This window comes from Erwinia sp. S43, from assembly GCF_016624745.1.
Lineage (GTDB): Bacteria > Pseudomonadota > Gammaproteobacteria > Enterobacterales > Enterobacteriaceae > Erwinia > Erwinia coffeiphila.
The window spans coordinates 79,366-99,302 of sequence record NZ_JACVTX010000007.1; the positions used below are offsets into that span (position 1 = coordinate 79,366).

A 19,937-nucleotide genomic window follows, 5' to 3' on the forward strand; every position below is an offset into this window, starting at 1 on the left:
TTTTAACAACGCCCGGGACATACTCTGCTCTTCATTGAGCTTAATGGCATGCTGTCGGGGAGGTGACCATCCGCTGGAAAAACCACCGCAGCACGCGATAATAAACCCTTAAGCGAAACTTTTATTTGCTGATGGAACAATGACTGATTTAAGCATAGCCAGGTGACAACAATAGCCAGGTACGAAAGCGTAAAAATATTTCTTTCACATCAAACTGTACTGCTGTTAGGGCATAAGGCAGGAACGTCAGAAGCTTCTTAAGCGCCAGTTGGGGAAAGCCCCGAATCAGGCGGAAAAACTCAAAACGGTGGATCGGGTATTCAGAAAAACGGGTAATAGCGGGTGATGCCGTTAGTGATAATTACTGAATCAGAATATAACAAACAGATACTTTCCCCTGCCGCAGGCGACAGGGGAAAGCGAGCCGTTTAGCCTACCAGCAGGCGCAGCATACGGCGCAGCGGTTCAGCCGCACCCCACAGCAGCTGATCGCCAACGGTGAAGGCAGAAAGATATTCCGGCCCCATATTCAGCTTGCGCAGACGACCCACCGGAGTATTCAGCGTGCCGGTGACCGCCGCAGGCGTCAGCTCACGCATGGTCAGCTCACGATCGTTTGGTACCACTTTCACCCACTCGTTGTGGGAAGCCAGCAGCTGAGTGACCTCATCCAGCGGCACGTCTTTTTTCAGCTTCAGCGTAAACGCCTGGCTGTGGCAGCGCAGTGCACCGACGCGCACGCACAGACCGTCAACCGGAATCACGCTGTCGGTACGCAGGATTTTGTTGGTTTCCGCCTGACCTTTCCACTCTTCGCGGCTCTGGCCGTTTTCCAGCTGCTTATCGATCCACGGGATCAGGCTACCGGCCAGCGGTACGCCGAAGTTATCGGTTGGCAGGGTGCCGCTGCGGGTCAGCTCGGTCACGCGGCGCTCGATATCGAGAATGGCCGATGCCGGGTTGTGCAGCTCTTTTGCTACGTGGTCATGCAGCATGCCCATCTGAGCCAGCAGTTCACGCATATGGCGCGCGCCGCCGCCGGATGCCGCCTGATAGGTGGCAACGGAAGCCCACTCCACCAGGTCGTTAGCAAACAGACCGCCCAGCGACATCAGCATCAGGCTGACGGTGCAGTTACCGCCAACGAAGGTTTTAATGCCGTTGTTCAGGCCGTCGTGGATAACCTGGTGGTTGACCGGGTCGAGGATGATAATCGCATCGTCCTTCATGCGCAGCGTGGAAGCAGCGTCAATCCAGTAACCCTGCCAGCCAGCGGCACGCAGTTTTGGATAGACTTCGCTGGTGTAATCTCCACCCTGGCAGGTGATGATGATATCCAGCGCGCTCAGCGCATCGATATCAAACGCATCCTGCAGCGTACCGGCAGAGCGGCCGCCAAACTCCGGCGCGGCCTGGCCGTGCTGGGAAGTGGAGAAAAACACCGGGCGTACAACGTCAAAGTCACGCTCTTCGATCATACGCTGCATCAGCACGGAACCAACCATGCCACGCCAACCGACAAGTCCTACAGTTTTCATATCTACCTTTACCTCGGGCCCGCACTGATAACGCCCGTAATTCAGTTAAAATCACCGGAATGTACTCTGTCCAAATCTACAAGGTGCAGCAAAAGTGGCAAGTGAATTAAATCGATTGAGAGAATTTTTTTAGCAGAAGGACTAATAATCCACGCCAGGCGGTGTGAAACAGGAGGATTAACGCGAGTCTCTGATAACGGCGGCAGCCCTATTATCGTTGTTAAATTGGCGATTAAAGCGGGTTTTACCGATGATTATAGGGGGTTTTGCGTATCAGGAGCCGAAACATCGTCATAGAGCGGTAATATACAGAATCGAAGAAGGGGCAGGGCAGTTTTCGCCGCCCCTTCTGATTTATTACGACAGCAGTTCGAACGCAATCATGCCAATCACCGCCCCAACCGTGCCGAGGATGGTTTCCATCATCGTCCAGGTCTTCAGGGTTTGTCCTTCCGTTGCGCCGGTAAAGCGGCCAAACAGCCAGAAACCGGCGTCGTTGACGTGGCTGAAGATAATCGAGCCACCGGCAATACAGATCGACAGCGCGGCCAGCTGAGCACCGGAATAATGCAGCGGTTCAATCACCGGCATAATCAGCCCCACAGCGGTCAGGCAGGCGACGGTCGCCGAACCCTGAATAATGCGCACTGCGCCGGACAGCACGAAGCAGGCCAGCGCAACCGGCAGCCCCGCGCCGGTCAGGGCGTTGCCCAGTGCCGGGCCGACGCCGGAATCCACCAGAACCTGCTTAAACACGCCACCGGCACCGATCACCAGCAGGATAATTCCCGCTGGCTGTAGGGCCGCGCCGCAGATCTGCATCACGCGCTCTTTGTCCATGCCCTGGCGGTACGCCAGGCCGTAAATCGCCACTAGGCAGGCCAGCAGAATTGCGGTAAACGGGTGACCGATAAACTCCAGCCATTCATACAGGCGGGAGCCGGGTTCGGTAAAGCGCGCGCCGATGGTTTTCAGCCCCACCAGCACCAGCGGGAACAGGATCAGCGACAGGCTGAAGCCAAACGACGGCAGCTTGCTCTCATCAAATTCGGGATGTTCGCTTTCCGCCGGTGGCGTGAACTGCACGTGCTGGCTGATAAAGCGGCCAAACAGCGGACCGGCAATCAGCATGCCCGGGATCGCCGCACACAGCCCCAGCAGGATCATCCAGCCGAAATCGGCATGCATCTGCGAAGCCAGCAGCATCGGCGCAGGCCCCGGCAGCAGGAACGCCGCCGCTGCCGCAACCCCGGCAAACAGTGGAATCACCAGCTTCACCAGGTTATCCCCGGTGCGGCGCGCCACGGCGAAGGCGATGCTGATCAGCAGTACGACCGCTACTTCGAAGAACAGCGGCAGCGCGCAGATCAGTCCGGCAATGCCCATCGCGTAATGCGCACGGCTTTCACCGAAGGCTTTCAGCATGCGGATGGCGATCTGATCGACCGCGCCGGTTTCATGCAGGATCTTGCCAAACATCGCCCCCAGCGCCACAACGATGGCGAGAAAGCCGAGCGTGCCGCCCATCCCTTTTTCCATCGTCTGGGCGATTTTATCCAGCGGCATGCCGGAGAATAGACCGGCACCAATTGACACTAACATCAGCGCCACAAAGGCGTGCATACGCGCCTTCATTACTAAAAACAGCAGCAGTAATACCGAACCTGCTGCGGTCAAAACCAGTGTTGCAGTACTCATTACACCCTACTTACTTCGTCTTGTTGATGGCACCGTCAATGGCTTTCAGCGTTGAGGCAATGACGTCATCAAGGGACTGATTAATATCCACAACCAGCACATCTTTCTCTTCGCTACCCGGTTCTTCCAGGGTAGCGAACTGGGTAACCAGCATCTGCGGCTTGAAGAAATGGCCTTTGCGCGCGCGCAGGCGGGATTCAATGGTGTCGAAATCGCCCTTAAGGTAGACGAAGGAAAGGTTCTGGTTCCCTTCGCGCAGGATGTCGCGATAGTGCTTTTTCAGCGCCGAGCAAACGATCAGCGATACGTCATTGGTTCGCTGCATGGCGAACGCGGCGTCGTTAATCGCCTTCAGCCACGGCTTGCGGTCGGCGTCGTCCAGCGGATGACCACCGGCCATTTTTTCAATGTTGGCGCGCGGGTGCAGGAAGTCACCGTCAAGGAAAGCGGCTTTCAGTTCATGTGCTACGGCATTAGCCACGGCAGATTTGCCGCTGCCGGATACGCCCATCAGTACGAATACGTGATTGGACGGGGTAGATGAGGTCATTATTTTTGCTCCGTCAGAGTCAATAGCAGGTGTGAACGGCAATTTGTTATCGGTAACATTGTCTGGTGCTGTACAAATTATGGCAACAGCTGCGGCGGGAAAAGCTGGTAAATGTGAGGGACTTCAAAAAAACGGCAAAAACAGCGTGAGGGAGGCACAAAGAGATAACGGACGCGATTGCGCCCGTCGGGGTTAAATACTTTCGCCGATGGAGAGCGTAAAGCCGATATCCAGCGGCCCACAATCGACCGCTTCACCGCGAATACGCGCCAGCAGCATTGACGCCGCTTCCTGGCCCATCTGCTCACGCGGGGTCTGCACGGTAGCCAGCTGCGGGGTGGTGGCCTTTGAAATATCGTGGCCGTGAAAACCGGCGATCGCCATCTGCTCCGGCACCCGCAGCCCCTGCCGCTGGCACTCAAACATCGCGCCCACCGCCAGGTCATCGTTGGTGCAGAACAGGCTGTCGGTCTGCGGATAGCGCTTCTGCGCCTCGCGCAGTAGCATCGCACCGGCGGTAAACGACGAGGCCGCTTCCATCATCACGGTTTTTGGCTCCAGTCCGGCCTCGCGCATCGCCTGCGCATAGCCGCGCTCTTTTTGCAGCGTTCGTTCGTCCAGCCGCGCGCCGAGGTAAACCGTGTGTCGATGGCCGCGCTGCAAAATGGCCTGGGTCATTTGCCGCGCGGCCTCAACGTTATCGAATCCCACCGCCATATCCAGGCAGGGGGAAACGCTGTCCATCATCTCAATTACCGGAATGCCGGCGGTTTCGATCATCCGCAGGCTGGCGGCGGTGTGGGTGCGTTCGGTCAGGATCAGGCCGTCGATATTCCAGCCCAGCAGGGAGCGCAGCTGTAGCTCCTCTTTCTCCGGGCTGTAGCCGAAGTGGCCGACCAGCGTCTGGTAGCCCGCCGCATCGGTAACGGTTTCAATGCCGCGCAGCACGTCGGCAAACACCTGGTTGGTCAGCGACGGTAGCAGCACGCCAATCGCCCGGCTGGTGGCGTTGGAGAGCATATCCGGGGCACGGTTGGGAATGTAGCCCAGCTCGTCCAGCGCGGCGGCAATTTTGCCCTGTAGCGCGGCGGAAACCTGCTCGGGGTTACGCAGATAGCGGCTGACGGTCATTTTGGTGATGCCGATACGATCGGCAACATCCTGAAGTACCGGTCTTTTTTTCTTCATTTGGCTTCAGCTGGTTGGACGGTATCCGGCTGAGTGTAACAAATCTGGGCGGGAAAAAGAGAAAGGGCGCGGTTTCCCGCGCCCAAAGTGTGATGCAGCTATCTTCGCAGGCCTTAAACCGGCGGCAGATCGAACAGCAGGATCTCCGCGTCGCTGCTGGCGGTAATCTCCAGAGCCGCTTCATCCCAGATGGCAAACGCATCGCTGGTCGTGGCGGCTTCACCGTTCACGGTGACATCGCCTTTCACTACCTGAATCCAGATTTTGCGGCCTTCGGCGACCTCTGCTGTACCCTGTTCGCCTGCTTTAAACGCCCAGCGGGACAGTGTCATATCCTGGTAAACCTTCAGTGAACCGTCGCGCGCATCCGGCGACAGCACCAGTTGACGGCCCTGGACATCATCAAAGCGACGCTGCGCGTAGCGCGGCTCAATGCCGGTTCTTTCTGGGATAATCCAGATCTGATACAGATGCAGCGGCACGTCCTTGCTGGCGTTGTACTCGGAATGACGAACGCCGGTGCCCGCACTCATAATCTGGAACTCACCCGCCGGGATCTGTTCTTTGTTGCCCATGCTGTCCTGATGCTCCACGGTGCCGGAAAGCACGTAGGTCAGGATCTCCATATCTTTATGCGGATGGGTGCCAAAGCCCTGGCCGCCATCGATCACGTCTTCGTTAATCACCCGCAGCGCGGAGAAGCCCATAAAGTTGGCATCATAATAGTTAGCGAAAGAGAACGTGTGATAGCTGTCCAGCCAGCCGTGGTTTGCATGGCCCCGATCCTGTGCTTTACGTAAGTAGATCATATTCAATTCTCCTCAATGTTTTAACGTAGTCTGCGCCCGAACAGCCCGCGTTGATAGCGGAGAAAATTGTCTCCTCTGTTCAAATTATTCGATGAAACAGTGGCGGATGCATCAGTCAGCTTGGGGTTGCGTGACAACCCGGTCTTTCAGGAGGGAAAGGCTTCATGGAGAAAAGTGACAGCAGTATCGAAAGTGAGGGCGGCACCCGCAACGGTAAAAATGACCGCGGTAGTCACGGCGGCAGTGGATATCGCAGCAGTGGGGTAATCGGTGTGAAACGATGGAATGGATAACTGGTGAAGAGTTAGAGGGCCGGGCAAAACGCAGGCAAAAAAAAAGCCAGCACCCGAGCTGGCTAAGAAACACTGGAAGCAATGTGAGCAATGTCGTGCCTTCTCAGCCAGTAGCAGAGCTCTGCTGAAAACGCATAGCAATAATAATCATTATCATTCGCACTTGTAAAGCTCTTTTCTGATTATTTTTTACTTGATTTGATGATAAAAAACCCTGATTTTAAAGAGGTTTTCTAACACTAAGGAGAGTAAAGGTGAGTGAGATTATCGTTCGACACGCCGAGCCTGATGACGCTGCGGCGCTGCATCAGATGTACAGCCAGCCGGAAACCTACAGCGATACGCTTCAGCTCCCTTACCCTTCACTACAGCGCTGGCAGGAGAAGCTAAAAAACACGCCGGACGGCCAGCACATGCTGGTGGCCTGCATCGATAGCCAGATCGTCGGTCAGTGTTTCGTGGCGTTGAATACCCCGGCGCGCCGCCGCCATACGGCGACATTTGGCCTGGGCGTGGACATTCGCCATCGCGGCAAGGGCGTGGCGAAGGCGATGATGACGGCGATAGTCGATCTCTGCGATAACTAGCTACAGGTGGATCGCATTGAACTGACCGTTTACGCCGATAATCAGGCGGCCATTGCGCTGTATGAGAAATTTGGCTTCGTGACCGAAGGGCGCGGCGTACGCTTTGGCGTGCGTAACGGCGTGCAGGTCGATGCGCTATTTATGGCCCGACTGAAAGACTGAATCCAGCCGGTGACGCCTACAGATTAAAAGGCGTCACCACGTTGACCCGCGAAAACTCCCCGATTTCCTCTTCCGGCGGTAAAAAACCGTGAAAGCGCAGGATTGCCTGTAACGCACTGCGGGCATCGGCGCGCAGATCGTGATCGATAACCGCATCCAGCTGCCGTGCGGCCAGCATTTCACGGTTTTCCTCGTCCAGATCGTGGGCAATAAACGCCCGCAGCGGGCGCTGCTGACTGGTAAACGCGCGGAAGATGGCCCGATTACCACCGCCAACACAGTAAACTGCGCTGATAGCCGGATCGCGATCCAGCACCTGGCTCACCCGCTCAAACGTCAGGCTGTCGACGCCGTAGCCTTCACTGATGCGCACCACTTTATGCTGCGGTGCAAGCTGGTGCAGCCCTTCGGCAAAGCCCGCAACCCGCTCCTCTTCGCCGCGAAATCCGGCGCTGCTCAGCACCACTGCCACCGAGTGGGGCTGCGGCCCCAGCCAGCGTGACAATAGATAGGCCGCCGTACGCCCGGCGCTGCCGTTATCCATGCCCACGTAGCGAATACGCGCGCTGTCGGGCAGATCGGTCACCAGCGTGACGACCGGCACCCGCTGGCGCAGCAGCTCTTCCACGCTGGCGTTCAGCGCTGACTCATCACTGACCTTGAGAATGACGCCGTAGCTGTCGCTGCCGCAGCGCAAAAGTAACTGCTGGAGGGCCTTCGCATCGATCTGTTCAAAGACGTGAAAACGCAGCATCAGGCGGAACGGTGCCAGGCTGCCGAGCTGGCTGAGTAGGGCGGCGCTGACCAGCGAGCTGAAGCGCTCGGGGGTATGCAGCACCACGTCAATATTCAGCGTTCTGCCACTCGCCAGATTCACCCGCTGCTGTAGCTCAAGATCGCGGATTGCGGCGGCAATCCGCCGGTCGGTTTGCGGATGCACGCTGCCGCGTTTGTGCAGCGCGCGATCCACCGTCGCCTTGCTGACGCCCGACTGCGCGGCAATCTGTTTAATGGAGAACTTCATTATTTGAGGTCTTTTTGAGGTTATCGGTGCGTGTTGTTAAAAAAATGTAAGTGATAAGGTGGTTAAGAGCAAATGTTCCTCACCCTGTATCCGACAAAAAACAAGAAAGGCGCTTAATCATGAGTTCAGATTTCAACAATCAGTTTAAGAACAAAGTGTATGTGGTGACCGGCGGTACCCAGGGCCTGGGCGCGGCGGTGGCCGAGCTGCTGGCAGAACGCGGCGCGCGTGGCCTGATTATCTGCGGTCGTAACGCGCGGGCAGGTGAAGAGCAGGTGGCAAAACTGCGTGCGCTGGGCTGCGATGCCGGCTTTGTCGCTGCCGACCTGACCGATCCGCACTCCTGCGAGCAGGTGATCGCTGCGGCGGAAAGCCGCTTTGGCGTGCTGCATGGCCTGGTGAACTGCGCCGGGATGTCCGATCGTGGCACCATCCTTAACACCACTCCGGAGCTGTTTGACGCCATTTTCGCCGTTAACGTCCGCGCGCCGTTCTTCCTGATGCAGGCGGCAATCAAACTGATGGTGGCGAACGGCACGGAAGGCAGTATCGTTAATATCATCACCATGACTTCCCACGGCGGTCAGAGTTTCCTCACCACCTATGCCGCCTCCAAAGGCGCGCTGGTCACGCTGACGAAAAACGTCGCCTTCAGCGCCATGCGCAACCGCATCCGGGTCAACGGCCTGAACATTGGCTGGATGGACACCCCGCACGAAGATGATATTCAAAAGCAGTATCACCAGGCTTCCGACGACTGGCTGGAAAAAGCCGAGCGCGAACAGCCATTTGGCCGCCTGCTGAAGCCGCGCGAAGTGGCGCGCGGCGTGGCGTTTTTACTCTCTGAAGAGTCCGGGATGATGACCGGCGCGGTGATTGATTTCGACCAGAACGTGGTGGGCTGCGGCGATGACGGCGCGCCAAAACCCCAGCAACCGCTGAGCCTGTAAGGAGCTGAGATGAACGCTATCTATCTGCAGGAAAAGCAGCTGAAAGTTGATGAGTTTGCGGCGGTTTGCCGCCAGACGCTGCGCCAGGATGATTATCCGTTAGCGGCAAGCAGCGAGCTGAACGTGCTGATTTACCGCGCCGACTCGCTGTTAAGCGCCGCGCGTGACGATCGGAAAGCGGTACTGAGCGAGCTGCACCGTGCACTCTCTTCCGGCCCCGGCGTATTTGTGGTGAAAGGACTGTATGACAACCTGGCCGCGGTGGACCGCAGCAGCCAGCTGTTTGAAGCGATCCTGAAAGATGAAGCCGCAGCGGGCGGCGGCGGCGATCACTTCGCCAAAGCGGGCAGCAACGGCCGCATCTGGAACGCGCTGCAAAAAGTCGCGGAGCGCGATGCCGACGCCTTTATTGATTATTACGACAATCCGCTGCTGGCGATAATTTGTGAAAGCTGGCTGGGGCCGGGCTACGAGATGACCGCCCAGGTGAACCAGGTACGCCCCGGCGGCAAGGCGCAGCAGCCGCATCGTGACTACCATCTGGGCTTCCAGAGTAATGAGGTGGTCGAACAGTTCCCGCTGCCGCTGCAAATTCTGTCGCAGTATCTGACGTTGCAGGGCGCGGTGGCGCACACCGATATGCCGATTGAGTCCGGACCGACCCAGCTGCTGCCGTGGTCGCAGCAGTATCAGGCGGGCTATCTGGCCTGGCGGGACCCGGAGTTTATTACCTATTTCCAGCAGCATGCCATCCAGCTGCCGCTGCACAAAGGCGACGGGCTGTTCTTCAACCCGGCGCTGTTCCATGCGGCGGGCAATAACGTTACGCAGGATCGCGTGCGCACCGCCAACCTGCTGCAGGTGTCATCCAGCTTTGGCAAAACGATGGAGAAGGTTAACCATATCAAGGTGCTGCAAAGTATTTATCCGGCCCTGCTTCAGCGCGAGCTGCCGGAAGATAAGCTCAGTGCCGTTATTGCATCCGCTGCGGAGGGCTACTCATTTCCAACCAATCTGGATACCGATCCGCCGCTGGGCGGGCTGGTGCCGCAGACCCAGCAGGCCCTGTTGTTACAGGCGCTGCGAGAGAAGTGGACGCCGGTACATTTCAACCAGCAGCTGGCAGAGCATACGCAGAAACGTCAGGCATGATGTCGGATGAGGAAACAAAGGACTGTGCTGATTTTGACATTCGCCTGCTCTTTGCCGTGCTGATCTGACAGCGGTGCTTCAATCGATCGTGCCCCGTAACGTATAACGGGGCACGATCCTGCAACCGTCACTCACTGCCCGTAATACGCATTTGCCCCGTGCTTACGTAAATAGTGCTTATCCAGCAGCACCTGCTGCATATCAGTAATCCCCGGCATCAGCTGCCGCGAGAAGATACCCATATAGGCGACTTCCTCCAGCACCACCGCATTGTGCACCGCGTTATCCGCATCGCTGCCCCAGGCAAACGGGCCGTGGGCGTTGACCAGCACCGCCGGAACGGCTGCCGGACTGATATCGCGCGAGCGGAAGGTTTCAATAATCACTTCGCCGGTATTGTGCTCGTAATCCCTGGCAATTTCCTGCGCCGTCATCAGCCGCGTGCAGGGAATTTTGCCGTAGAAATAGTCGGCATGGGTGGTGCCCCAGGCGGGCAGATCCAGCCCGGACTGCGCCCAGATGGTGGCGTGGCGCGAGTGGGTATGCACGATGCCGCCGATGGTTTCAAAGGCACGATACAAGGCCAGATGCGTTGCCGTATCGGAAGAGGGCTTCTTGCTGCCTTCCACCACGCGGCCGCTCTCCAGATCCACCACCACGATATCGTCCACCGTCATCACATCGTAATCCACGCCGGAAGGCTTGATCGCCACGCGGCCGCTGGCGCGGTCAATTGCGCTAACGTTGCCCCAGGTAAAGGTCACCAGATTATGGCGCGGCAGGGCGAGGTTGGCCTCGAACACCTGTTCTTTCAGAGACGTTAAGCTCACAGTAATCCTCCTTCCTGCATTTTTTGTTCAATCCAGCGCCGCGCCTGTACGATCTCGGCCACCGGCTCTTCGGCTTTTTCGGTCCACATTTCAATCAGGAACGCGCCGCGATAGTTAATCTGCTTCAGCGTGCGGAACACGCTGACAAAATCGACGCAGCCTTCGCCAAACGGCACGTCGCGGAACTGGCCCGGCGAGTCACTGGTAACCGGCAGGGTGTCCTTCAGATGGATCGCAGCGATGCGATCGATGCCCAGCGCCAGCTCGGCGCTGACGTCGTTGCCCCAGGCGCTGAGGTTGCCAACGTCCGGGTAGACGGTGAACCACGGCGAGGCCAGCTGGCGATCCCAGTGCTTCCACTTGCTGATGGAGTTCATAAACTCGGTGTCCATGATTTCCACCGCCAGCATCACCTGCGCTGCCGCCGCGCGTTCCACCGCCCAGGCCAGCCCTTCGGCGAAGCGGGTCACGGTGCCTTCATCGTGCGATTCGTAATAAACGTCGTAGCCCGCCAGCTGGATGGTGCGGATGCCGGTGTCCTTTGCCAGCTGGATGGCGCGATCCATCAGATCGTACGCCTGCTGGCGAACGGCCGGATCGCGGCTGCCAAACGGGAAGCGGCGATGGCCGGACAGGCACATCGATGGGATGTTGACCCCGGTTTCAATCATCGCGTCCACCAGCGACAGGCGCTGTGCTTTGGTCCAGTCCAGGCGCGCCAGGCGGGCATCGGTTTCATCCACCGACATCTCAACAAAGTCAAAGCCGCAGGCTTTCGCCAGCGCCAGACGTTCCGGCCAGCTCAGGTGCGCGGGCAGGGCTTTTTCATAAATACCTAACGGGTGCTGACGCATGTTATTTCCCCCAGATGCTGTCGATGGCCTGATGGAACTCGGCGGCGGTGGCCAGCCCGTTGGCGCTTTCGGTCAGCGCGCGGCCGACGATAAAGGCACGCACGTCGATCTCTTTGAACTGCGGCAGCTCCTGCGGGGTGATCCCGCCGGTCACCGACAGCCCGAAGCCGAGGTCGGAAAGCGCCTTCATCGCGTCAAGATCCTGCTGGCTCCAGCGCTGCCCCTGCGCCTGCGCATCGCGGCCACGGTGGTAAATCGCCTGCTTCAGGCCGAGGGCGCGCCAGCTGCGGGCGTCGTCCATCGTCCAGTTGCCGAACAGCTCAATCTGGATCTCGCCCTGGTAGCGCTGCGCCACCTCATGGGCACTGGCAAAGGTGGCCAGCGGCGCGGCGCAGATCACCGTCATCCAGTTAGCCCCGGCCTCAAACGCCAGTTCGGCCAGCGTCGATCCGGCATCGGCGACTTTAAAATCGGCCACCAGAGTTTTCTCCGGCAGGCGCTGGCGCAGCTGGCGCACCGCTTCCACGCCCGCGCTGAAGCAGAGAATGGTGCCTGCTTCCACGATATCGACGTGCTCGTGCAGGCGATCGGCGGCATCAAGGGCGGCATCCAGCCGGGTATGATCCAGCGCCAGCTGCAGTTGAGGAACAGAGGAACGGCTCATGAGTTACTCCTGGTTGGCGGCAATCAGCGCCGTAATAAGTTTCTGATAGCGATGGTATTTTTTCTGGTAAAGCGCGTGGTTTTCGGCGTTTGGCTGATAGCTGACGATCGCCGGGTCCAGCGCCCGCTGCGCCTGCTGTAGCGACGGTTGCGCGCCGGTTCCGGTCATCGCCACCAGCGCCGCTCCCAGGCAGCCGCTCTCTTCAATCTGCGGGATCTCCACCGGCAGGCCGCTGATATCGGCAAACATCTGCATCCACTCGGCAGAGCGCGTCGGCCCGCCAGTCAGGCGCAGGGCGCTGACGTTGGGGAAGCGTTTGAGAATGCGGTTCAGGTGGGTCAGATGCGAGAACACCACGCCTTCATAAATTGCCTGCACCAGATGGCCGCGCTGGTGGCCAGCCTGCAAACCGTAGAAACTGGCGTGCAGATTAGCTCCGGCGTTGTTGCCGTAGAGGAACGGCACGAACAGCAGCGAGCTGGCTGCCGGGGGCAGCTCCGCCACCCACTGATTCAGCTGCGCGTAGTCGTCAATGCCCCACTGCTGGCAGAACCACTCCAGATTAGCGGCGGAGGTCGGGCTGGCTTCGTGAACGATGTACTGGCCGTCAATGGCGTAGCGGCCATACACGAACGGATAGTCCACTTCATCGCTCAGGCGGTCGGTAATGCCGCTGGTCACCGACCAGGTGCCCATCACCGCGTTGAGCCGCGTGTCGTCGTACAGCCCGGCGCACAGCGCGGTGGACACCACGTCAAACAGTCCGCCCACCACCGGCGTGCCTTCCGCCAGCCCACACTGCGCGGCGGCGGCGGCCGTAATGTGCCCGGCAACGTCGCTGGAGCCGACGATTGGCGGCAGGGCGGGCAGGATCTCCGCAATCTCCAGCATCTCCGCCAGCGCGGGCGACCAGTCGCCCTGCTGCATGTCATAGAGATTGGATTCAGAAATATTGGTTTCTTCGCAGGCCCGTTCGCCGGTCAGGCAGAAGCGCAGATAGTCGTGCGCCATCATCACGCTGCCGATCGCCGCATAGCGTTCCGGCTCGTGATCCTTGACCCAGCGTAGCAGCGAAACCGGATGACCGGTCCAAAGCGTCTGACGGGTGACCGGATAGAGCGCCTGCGGCACGCCCTCGCGCTGCCAGCGCTGAACCAGCTCCAGCGCGCGGCGGTCGGAGGAGAGAATACCGTTGCCCAGCGGCTGGCCCTGCTTATCCAGCATAAACAGGCCCTTACCCTGAGCAGAGATCCCCATGCCGCGCACGTCTGCGGCAGCGATACTGCCGTTTTCCAGCACCTGACGGATCACCGTGGCGGCAACTTGCCACAGCTGGTTCATATCGCGTTCCGCACGGCCCGGTTCCGGCACCAGTACCGCAAGGTTTTGCCGCGCCACCGCCTGTTCACGGCCTGATGCGTCATACAGCCCGGCCTTAATAAAGGTGCCGCCGCAGTCCAGCCCCAGCCAGTAACTCATGCGGCCCCCTTCTGCGGTGCATCGCAGCGTGCAGGCAGGGTCAGCGCCAGTACCGAAGCAATCGCCAGTGAGATCGCCAGGCTGTAAACGCCGGCGTCTTTACTGAATTCGGCAATCAGCACGCCAACCATATATGGACCACAGAAGCCGCCAAGGTTGCCCAGCGCGTTAATCACGCCGCGTGCGCCGCCCGCCACTTCGGCGTTAAACAGGCGTGGTGGAATACTCCAGAACACCCCGGCCGCCGACTGAATAAACACCCCGCAGCCGACCAGCGCGGCGTAGGACCACCAGATATGCGCTTTCAGCAGTACCGACAGCGCCATGCAAATAGCAAACCCGGCCAGCGGCAGCGCCACAAACAGCTTGCGGCGCCCGGTGGCATCGGACAGCGACGAGAATATAAACATGCCGAAGATCGCGCCAACGTACGGCAGGATCGCCAGCCAGCCCACCTGTTCTATATTGCCGTTGGTCAGTCCTTTCAGGATGGTCGGCAGCCACAAGGTATAGCCGTAGATCCCGGTCTGATAGAAGAAGTTGACCATAATCAGCCGCCACATCACCGGTTCACGCATCACCTGGCGCAGCGAGGCCTTACGGGTATTTTTACCTTTGATTTGCAGCTGTTCGTCATGCAGCGTTTTGATCAGATAGTTCTTTTCGGCCTCGGAGATCCACTTCGCCTCCTGCGGTCGGTTGCTGATGGTGAAGCACCACAGCGCCATCACCACCAGCGACAGCCCACCTTCCACGAAGAACAGCATGCGCCAGTCCCAGCTGGTAATGATCCAGCCGGAAAGCGGGGCGGTGAGGATCCCGGCGATCGGCACGAACATGATCACAATCGCATTGGCGCGGCCGCGTTCAGAATCGGGGAACCAGTTGCCGATCATTGTCAGCACCACCGGCAGCATGCCCCCTTCGGACACACCCAGCAGGAAGCGCAGCCCCAGCAGCTGATACTGGTTGGTGGCCATACCGGTGAGGACGGAGATAACCGCCCAGGCCAGCAGCGACCAGCCGATAAAACGTTTACCGTTGCCGTAGACCGCCAGCTTGCCGCCGGGAACCTGCAGGAACAGATAACCGATAAAGAAGATCCCGCCCGCCAGACCGGCCATTGAGGCGCTGATCCCCAGCTCGTCATCCATACCGCCCGGCATAGCAAAGGCGATATTCACGCGGTCCATATAGGAGATAATGCAGGTGATCAGGATCGGCGGAATAATACGCAGCCAGCGCGTGTTAGGAATGGACGCGCGGGATGCCACAGAACTTGAGGTCAGGCTCATAGCGTACTCCCGGAATTAACGAACTCGGTAAGAGGGATCTTGACCACCACTTTGCGGATCGCCTGCGGGCCGTCGATCATCAGGTTTGGCCGATGAAGATCCTGCGGGAAGAACACGGCGAAATTGCCGGGCTTCATCAGCAACAGGGTTTCGTTTGGCGCATCGCGGTAGAAAATAATGTCGCGATCGGCGTTGTACGGCTGGTGGATGGCCAGCTCGGCTTTTTCCGTCGCCACGCCAATCAGCTCCTCACCGTCCACCAGAAACTGCACGTCAACAAAGTGGCGATGGGCTTCCGGGAAGCTCTCGCTGTGCGGGCCGGTCTGTAAATCCAGCACCTGTACGACCCAGCCGGTTTTATCGTGCTGATAGCGTCCGGCGGCCATCGCCCGCAGATCGTGGCGGGCCAGATAGTCCACAGCACGGGCAACGGCGACAGGGTAGTGGTGCGCTTCGGTATTGTTGATATGTCCAAAAATCATCGCGTTGCTCCTGTTACAGCGCCTGAATACGTGCCCAGACGCGCTCGTCGACCGGAATGCCCTGCTGCTGGTTTTCAGCGCGGATGCCGGGGAATTTATGGCCCGGCAGGCGGATGGCCTGCTCGCCGTTGGCGCGTTCGGCACCGCTGATGGATTCAATAATGCGTGCCAGCTTGGCGTCGCGGGTTGGGCCGTCGATCAGTCGGTCGACGTCAATGGCGATAAATACCTGGGAAATACCGAATTCGTCGCCGTTGTCCTGGGTCACTTCGGTGACCGATGAGCCGTTAGAGAGCAGGGTGGCCAGCATATCCAGCACGATGGAGAGCGCGGAGCCTTTCCAGTAGCCCATCGGCAGAATGCGGCGGTTTTCCTCAATGGTGGCCGGGTCGCGGGTGTAGTTGCCGTCGTTATCAAAGCCGCCGTCTACCGGCAGGGTTTTGCCCGCCAGACGGTTAATTTCCAGCATGCCGTAGGAGAACATCGACATCGACATATCTACCATGGTGATCGGCTCGCCCGGTACGGCAACGATCAGCGGGTTGGTGCCGATAGCACAGTTTTTTGCGCCCCACGGCGGCATCACCGCAATCGAGTTGGTCCAGCAGATGCCAACATAGCCTTTCTCAGCCGCCTGCCAGCCGTAGCTGCCGCCGCGCATCCAGTGGTTTGCGTTACGCAGCGCCACCAGGCCGATGCCGTGGCTGTCGGCCAGCTCCATCGCGCGATCCATCATGTCGGTGGCGGTCAGGTTGCCGATAGCGCGATGTGCATCCCACTGTTCAATCGCGCCCAGTGAGAGAATTTTTTCCGGGGTTGCCGTCGGCACGATATGCCCGGCATCCAGCTGCTGAATAAAGCGGGGGAAGCGGTTCACGCCGTGGGAGTAAACGCCGCTTTCACTGGTGTCGGCAAACAGGGTGGCACAGGCTTCGGCCTTCTCCGCCGCCACGCCGCGCGCCAGTAAAGCGCGCAGGAACTCCTGCTTTAACTGCTGGTAGCTGATTCTCATGCTGCTGTTACTCCCCGCTGGTGTGTGTTTCAATATGTGGAATGTCGTTCCAAATAAATCCTATGAGGTTATCGGAATGAAGTCAAAAAAACGGGGGGTGAATTTAGTGTTAAAAAACAGATAGATAAAATTAATGTCAGCTTCTGTGATCGTCGCCACACCCGGTCAAAAACGGGCATGGCAAAGCCGACAGCAAAGTTTCCTCTGCTGTCGGCTACGTGATGATGACTGAGGTCTGCGGCGCGGCCGGTACAGCCAGTGATTCGGTAAGCGCCACCGTTTCCCCCTTACAGCCTGATTCGCACCCGGTACAGCGAACGGGTGGCGGTGATATACAGCTCGTCGCCGTCCGGGCCGCCGAACGTGCAGTTAGACACGCATTCCGGCAGCGGGATCTTGCCGATGCGGTTACCGCTGCTGTCGAAGGCGATCACCCCGTCGGCACAGCTGCACCAGACGTTGCCCCGGCGGTCAACGCAGAAGCCGTCCGGGATCCCCGGTGCGACCTCGGTAAACCACCTGCCGTGGCTCAGCCGGTCCCCCTCCACCTGGTACACCCGCAGCTCGCGGCGGCCCAGGGTGGGGAAATCAATCACCGACATATCCGCCACGTACATCAGGCTTTCGTCGGGCGAGAAAGCCAGCCCGTTAGGACGCTGCAAATCGCTGGCGGCGATGGTCAGTTTGCCGCTGACCGGATCGAAGCAGTAGAGATAGCAGCCGATCACCTGACTGTGGGCGTGATAGCCTTCGTCATCGCTGGTGATGCCGTACGGCGGATCGGTAAACCAGATGGTGCCGTCCGAGCGCACCACCACGTCGTTAGGCGAGTTAAAGCGCCTGCCGTCCACCTTCTCCACCAGCATAGTGACGCTGCCGTCGTGCTCGGTACGGCTGATGCCGCGTCGGCCGTGCTCGCAGCTGATCACCCGCCCCTCGGCATCGCGTGCGTTGCCATTGGCGAAGTTGGAAGGTGAACGCCATACCTCCAGCTCGCCGTTGCGCTGCCAGCGAAACATGCGGTTGCCCTTAACGTCGCTGAACACCACCGCATCCTGCTGCGGCAGCCATACCGGCCCTTCCGCCCAGATCGCCGGGGAGCAAAGCGTCTCAATAACCAGATCGTCGGTGATTGCCATTGTTCTGCCTCCGTTACTTCACGCCCCAGATGGTTTTGTAGTGGCCCTGATAGTCGTTCTGCGGGTCGTAATGGTTCTGCGGACCGCCGTCGCTGCCGATATTCTCTTTGGTGATCAGGTGCGCGGGGGTGACGTAGCCTGACGGCGGCTGCCCGGCAAAGGCGCGGTTAAATTCGTCCAGCAGCTGCCAGCCGTGCAGCTTCAGCGGCTCGGCGACGGTGCCGATCTGGCTGTCACCGCTGCGAATGCGCTGGAAGGCGGAAACCGATCCGTCACCGGCGGAGACGTTAAACGGTGCGTTGCTGCCGCCTTTACCGGCGGTTTTCAGCGCCGGGGCCATAAAGTCGAAGTAGAGATCGTTAATCGCCAGCGCGTACTGGAACTTATCGCCATATTTTTGCAGCAGGCTGAAGGTCATTGACGGCATGCGGTTGGCGGTGTCGGCCAGCGGCGTATCGATAAACTCCACGACCTTACAGCCGCTGCACTTCTCGATCTCCTGCTTCATGGTGTTGGCTTTATCCAGCGCGATTTGATACAGCGAATCGGTGAAGATCAGCACGCTGGCCTTGCCGCCGGAATGCACTACCGCATACTGCGCGGTCAGACGCGCCACCTCGGTTGAGTCCGAGGTGATGTTGGTGGTGACGCCGTACTGCGGAATCGGCCCCGGCTGCGGCACCGCGTGCCAGGCCATCAGCACGATTTTTTGCTGCGCGGCCTTCTTCAGCAGCACCTTCGCCACGTTCGGGTTCCAGCCGCCGATCACGATGCCGTCCGGGCGCTGGGCAATCGCCTGATTCAGCGCGGCTAGCTGATCTTTTACCGAGCCGCCGCCGTCCAGGGTATCGAGCTTCCAGCCTGCCGCCTTCGCGGCTTCGCTCAGCCCCTGCTGCACGCCCTGCACGCCGCCGTTTTTCATATCGGAGGCGATGAAAATCACCTTTTTATTCGCCTGTAGCTTAGGGCCGGTGGTCGGTCCGTCCCATTCGGTCACGCTGGCGGTGGCTTTAGTCACTGCCGCTGTGGCCTGGTCGAGATAACTGTCTGCGTGTGCCGGTAGGGCGGCGGCCAGCAGAGTACTGAGGGTTAAGGCAAGAACGTGAATTTTCATAGCTGACTTCCTGTAGTGGCGTTTTGGTTATTGTCAGGAGGCGTTGCCGGGGCGCTCTGGCTGCGAACGACGGCTTTCTGGTTTAACATCCGGCGGCGCTGGGCGTAGCCGGCAAGACTAATGGAGAGCAGCAGGGTGGCACCGTTGAACAGCGGTTCAACCCAGAACTCACCGCCAAACTGCTGAATACCGGCGATACCGATCGCCAGAATGGCAATCCCGACCACCGTACCCCAGACGTTGACCCGTCCCGGGCGAATAGTGGTACTGCCGAGGAACGCCCCGACCAGCGCGGGCAGCAGGTAGTCCATCCCCACGCTGGCCTGGCCGACGCCCTGTTCGGCGGCGATCAATACGCCGCTGAAGCCGGTCAGCACGCTAGAGGCGATAAACGCGCCGATAGTGAATTTATTGACCGCAATACCGTTCAGCCGCGCCGCCGCCGGGTTACCGCCCACCGCGTACATGCAGCGGCCAAGCGGGGTATGTTCGGTGATCAGCCACAGGACAATGGCCACTGCCAGCACGTAGAACGCGCCAATCGGGATGCCGAAAATTTCGGTGTAGTGCAGGGCAGTGAAGGCGTCGGGCAGATCGCCGACGATCTGACGGCCGCCGGAGTGCCACAGCGCGATGGCGTATAGCACGGTGCCGGAACCCAGCGTGGCGACAAAGCTGTCGATATCCGCCAGCGCCACCAGAATGCCGTTCAGCAGGCCGTACAGCGCGGAGATGGCCAGCACGGTCAGTACCGCCATCTGCCAGGAGAAGCCGTACTGCACCTGTAACGTAATGGCGAGGATGTGCCAGAGGACGATACCGAAACCGACGTTAAGATCGATTTTACCGACGATCATCGGGATCGTTGCGGCCAGCGCCAGCAGGGCGATCTTGGCCTTGCTGGAGAGGATCGCCTGGAGGGTCAGCATACTGGCGAACGACGGCGACAGCGCCGAGAACATCGCCACCAGCAGCACGCACAGCAGCAGCAGGCCGTAGCGGGTGACGATTTGCATCGACCACGGGCCTGCACCGTGCTGGCTGAGACTGACCCGCTGCTCCAGCGCGGTCGATTTGACGGACGTTTTAGACATAGATCTTCTCCTGCCACCGCCTG

Annotated in this window: 18 protein-coding genes and 1 pseudogene; 3 read left to right on the forward strand and 16 right to left on the reverse strand. The window is 59.3% G+C overall.

The genetic code is table 11. From position 1 onward, the window contains the following. Positions 1–428 precede the first annotated feature (428 nt). The 5 genes from asd to IBT47_RS11415 form a co-directional block, all read right to left on the reverse strand. The gene (gene asd / locus IBT47_RS11395; RefSeq protein ID WP_105592180.1) at positions 429–1,538 is read right to left on the reverse strand and encodes an aspartate-semialdehyde dehydrogenase; all 1,110 of its coding nucleotides are present in this window, start codon (positions 1,536–1,538) and stop codon (positions 429–431) included. Positions 1,539–1,895: 357 nt separating this feature from the next. Further along, positions 1,896–3,236 (reverse strand): gluconate transporter, encoded by a 1,341-nt coding sequence (gene gntU, locus IBT47_RS11400; RefSeq protein WP_105592179.1) that lies wholly within the window; start codon positions 3,234–3,236, stop codon positions 1,896–1,898. Positions 3,237–3,246: 10 nt separating this feature from the next. Next, the gene (gene gntK / locus IBT47_RS11405) at positions 3,247–3,786 is read right to left on the reverse strand and encodes a gluconokinase (protein WP_105592178.1); all 540 of its coding nucleotides are present in this window, start codon (positions 3,784–3,786) and stop codon (positions 3,247–3,249) included. A 192-nt stretch (positions 3,787–3,978) separates the two neighbouring features. After that, on the reverse strand, positions 3,979–4,974 hold the full coding sequence (gene gntR, locus IBT47_RS11410) for a gluconate operon transcriptional repressor GntR (RefSeq protein WP_105592177.1): 996 nt from the start codon (positions 4,972–4,974) through the stop codon (positions 3,979–3,981). 113 nt (positions 4,975–5,087) lie between these two features. Next, a complete protein-coding gene (locus tag IBT47_RS11415) occupies positions 5,088–5,783 on the reverse strand; it encodes a pirin family protein (protein WP_200560533.1) in 696 nt (231 codons plus the stop codon). 547 nt (positions 5,784–6,330) lie between these two features. Between IBT47_RS11415 and IBT47_RS11420 the strand changes: the two are divergent. Further along, positions 6,331–6,825: pseudogene (locus IBT47_RS11420) on the forward strand (GNAT family N-acetyltransferase). Positions 6,826–6,841: 16 nt separating this feature from the next. On the opposite strand, the gene IBT47_RS11425 reads toward IBT47_RS11420, so the two are convergent. Next, positions 6,842–7,849, reverse strand: a complete 1,008-nt coding sequence (locus IBT47_RS11425; protein WP_200543208.1) for a LacI family DNA-binding transcriptional regulator — start codon at positions 7,847–7,849, stop codon at positions 6,842–6,844. Between the two features lie 119 nt (positions 7,850–7,968). On the opposite strand from IBT47_RS11425, the gene IBT47_RS11430 reads away from it, so the two are divergent. Together IBT47_RS11430 and IBT47_RS11435 are read left to right on the forward strand one after the other, a co-directional pair. Then, positions 7,969–8,799, forward strand: coding sequence for an SDR family oxidoreductase (locus IBT47_RS11430; protein ID WP_105592173.1), 831 nt, complete (start codon positions 7,969–7,971; stop codon positions 8,797–8,799). Positions 8,800–8,808: 9 nt separating this feature from the next. Then, the gene (locus IBT47_RS11435; protein WP_200560534.1) at positions 8,809–9,951 is read left to right on the forward strand and encodes a phytanoyl-CoA dioxygenase family protein; all 1,143 of its coding nucleotides are present in this window, start codon (positions 8,809–8,811) and stop codon (positions 9,949–9,951) included. A 131-nt stretch (positions 9,952–10,082) separates the two neighbouring features. Here IBT47_RS11435 and araD read toward each other — a convergent pair whose 3' ends face one another. The 10 genes from araD to IBT47_RS11485 form a co-directional block, all read right to left on the reverse strand. Then, positions 10,083–10,781, reverse strand: coding sequence for an L-ribulose-5-phosphate 4-epimerase (gene araD / locus IBT47_RS11440; RefSeq protein WP_200560535.1), 699 nt, complete (start codon positions 10,779–10,781; stop codon positions 10,083–10,085). Next, positions 10,778–11,635: an L-ribulose-5-phosphate 3-epimerase gene (locus IBT47_RS11445; protein ID WP_200560536.1), complete on the reverse strand. Its 858-nt coding sequence runs from the start codon at positions 11,633–11,635 to the stop codon at positions 10,778–10,780. Before IBT47_RS11445 ends, araD begins: the two co-directional genes overlap by 4 nt. Position 11,636: 1 nt before the next feature. Continuing rightward, positions 11,637–12,299: a 3-keto-L-gulonate-6-phosphate decarboxylase UlaD gene (gene ulaD, locus IBT47_RS11450; protein ID WP_200560537.1), complete on the reverse strand. Its 663-nt coding sequence runs from the start codon at positions 12,297–12,299 to the stop codon at positions 11,637–11,639. Positions 12,300–12,302: 3 nt separating this feature from the next. After that, a complete protein-coding gene (locus tag IBT47_RS11455; RefSeq protein WP_200560538.1) occupies positions 12,303–13,778 on the reverse strand; it encodes an FGGY-family carbohydrate kinase in 1,476 nt (491 codons plus the stop codon). Next, positions 13,775–15,073 (reverse strand): MFS transporter, encoded by a 1,299-nt coding sequence (locus tag IBT47_RS11460; RefSeq protein ID WP_105592167.1) that lies wholly within the window; start codon positions 15,071–15,073, stop codon positions 13,775–13,777. Before IBT47_RS11460 ends, IBT47_RS11455 begins: the two co-directional genes overlap by 4 nt. Then, positions 15,070–15,555 carry a YhcH/YjgK/YiaL family protein gene (locus tag IBT47_RS11465; RefSeq protein ID WP_105592166.1) on the reverse strand — a complete coding sequence of 162 codons (486 nt, stop codon included), beginning with the start codon at positions 15,553–15,555 and terminating at the stop codon, positions 15,070–15,072. Before IBT47_RS11465 ends, IBT47_RS11460 begins: the two co-directional genes overlap by 4 nt. 13 nt (positions 15,556–15,568) lie before the next feature. Further along, a complete protein-coding gene (gene yiaK, locus IBT47_RS11470; protein WP_200560539.1) occupies positions 15,569–16,567 on the reverse strand; it encodes a 3-dehydro-L-gulonate 2-dehydrogenase in 999 nt (332 codons plus the stop codon). 287 nt (positions 16,568–16,854) lie between these two features. After that, positions 16,855–17,706: an SMP-30/gluconolactonase/LRE family protein gene (locus tag IBT47_RS11475; RefSeq protein ID WP_200560540.1), complete on the reverse strand. Its 852-nt coding sequence runs from the start codon at positions 17,704–17,706 to the stop codon at positions 16,855–16,857. A 13-nt stretch (positions 17,707–17,719) separates the two neighbouring features. Continuing rightward, entirely contained in the window at positions 17,720–18,820 is a 1,101-nt protein-coding gene (locus IBT47_RS11480; protein WP_200560541.1) for a substrate-binding domain-containing protein, read from the reverse strand. Continuing rightward, on the reverse strand, positions 18,817–19,914 hold the full coding sequence (locus IBT47_RS11485; protein WP_105592162.1) for an ABC transporter permease: 1,098 nt from the start codon (positions 19,912–19,914) through the stop codon (positions 18,817–18,819). Before IBT47_RS11485 ends, IBT47_RS11480 begins: the two co-directional genes overlap by 4 nt. Positions 19,915–19,937: the final 23 nt, after the last annotated feature.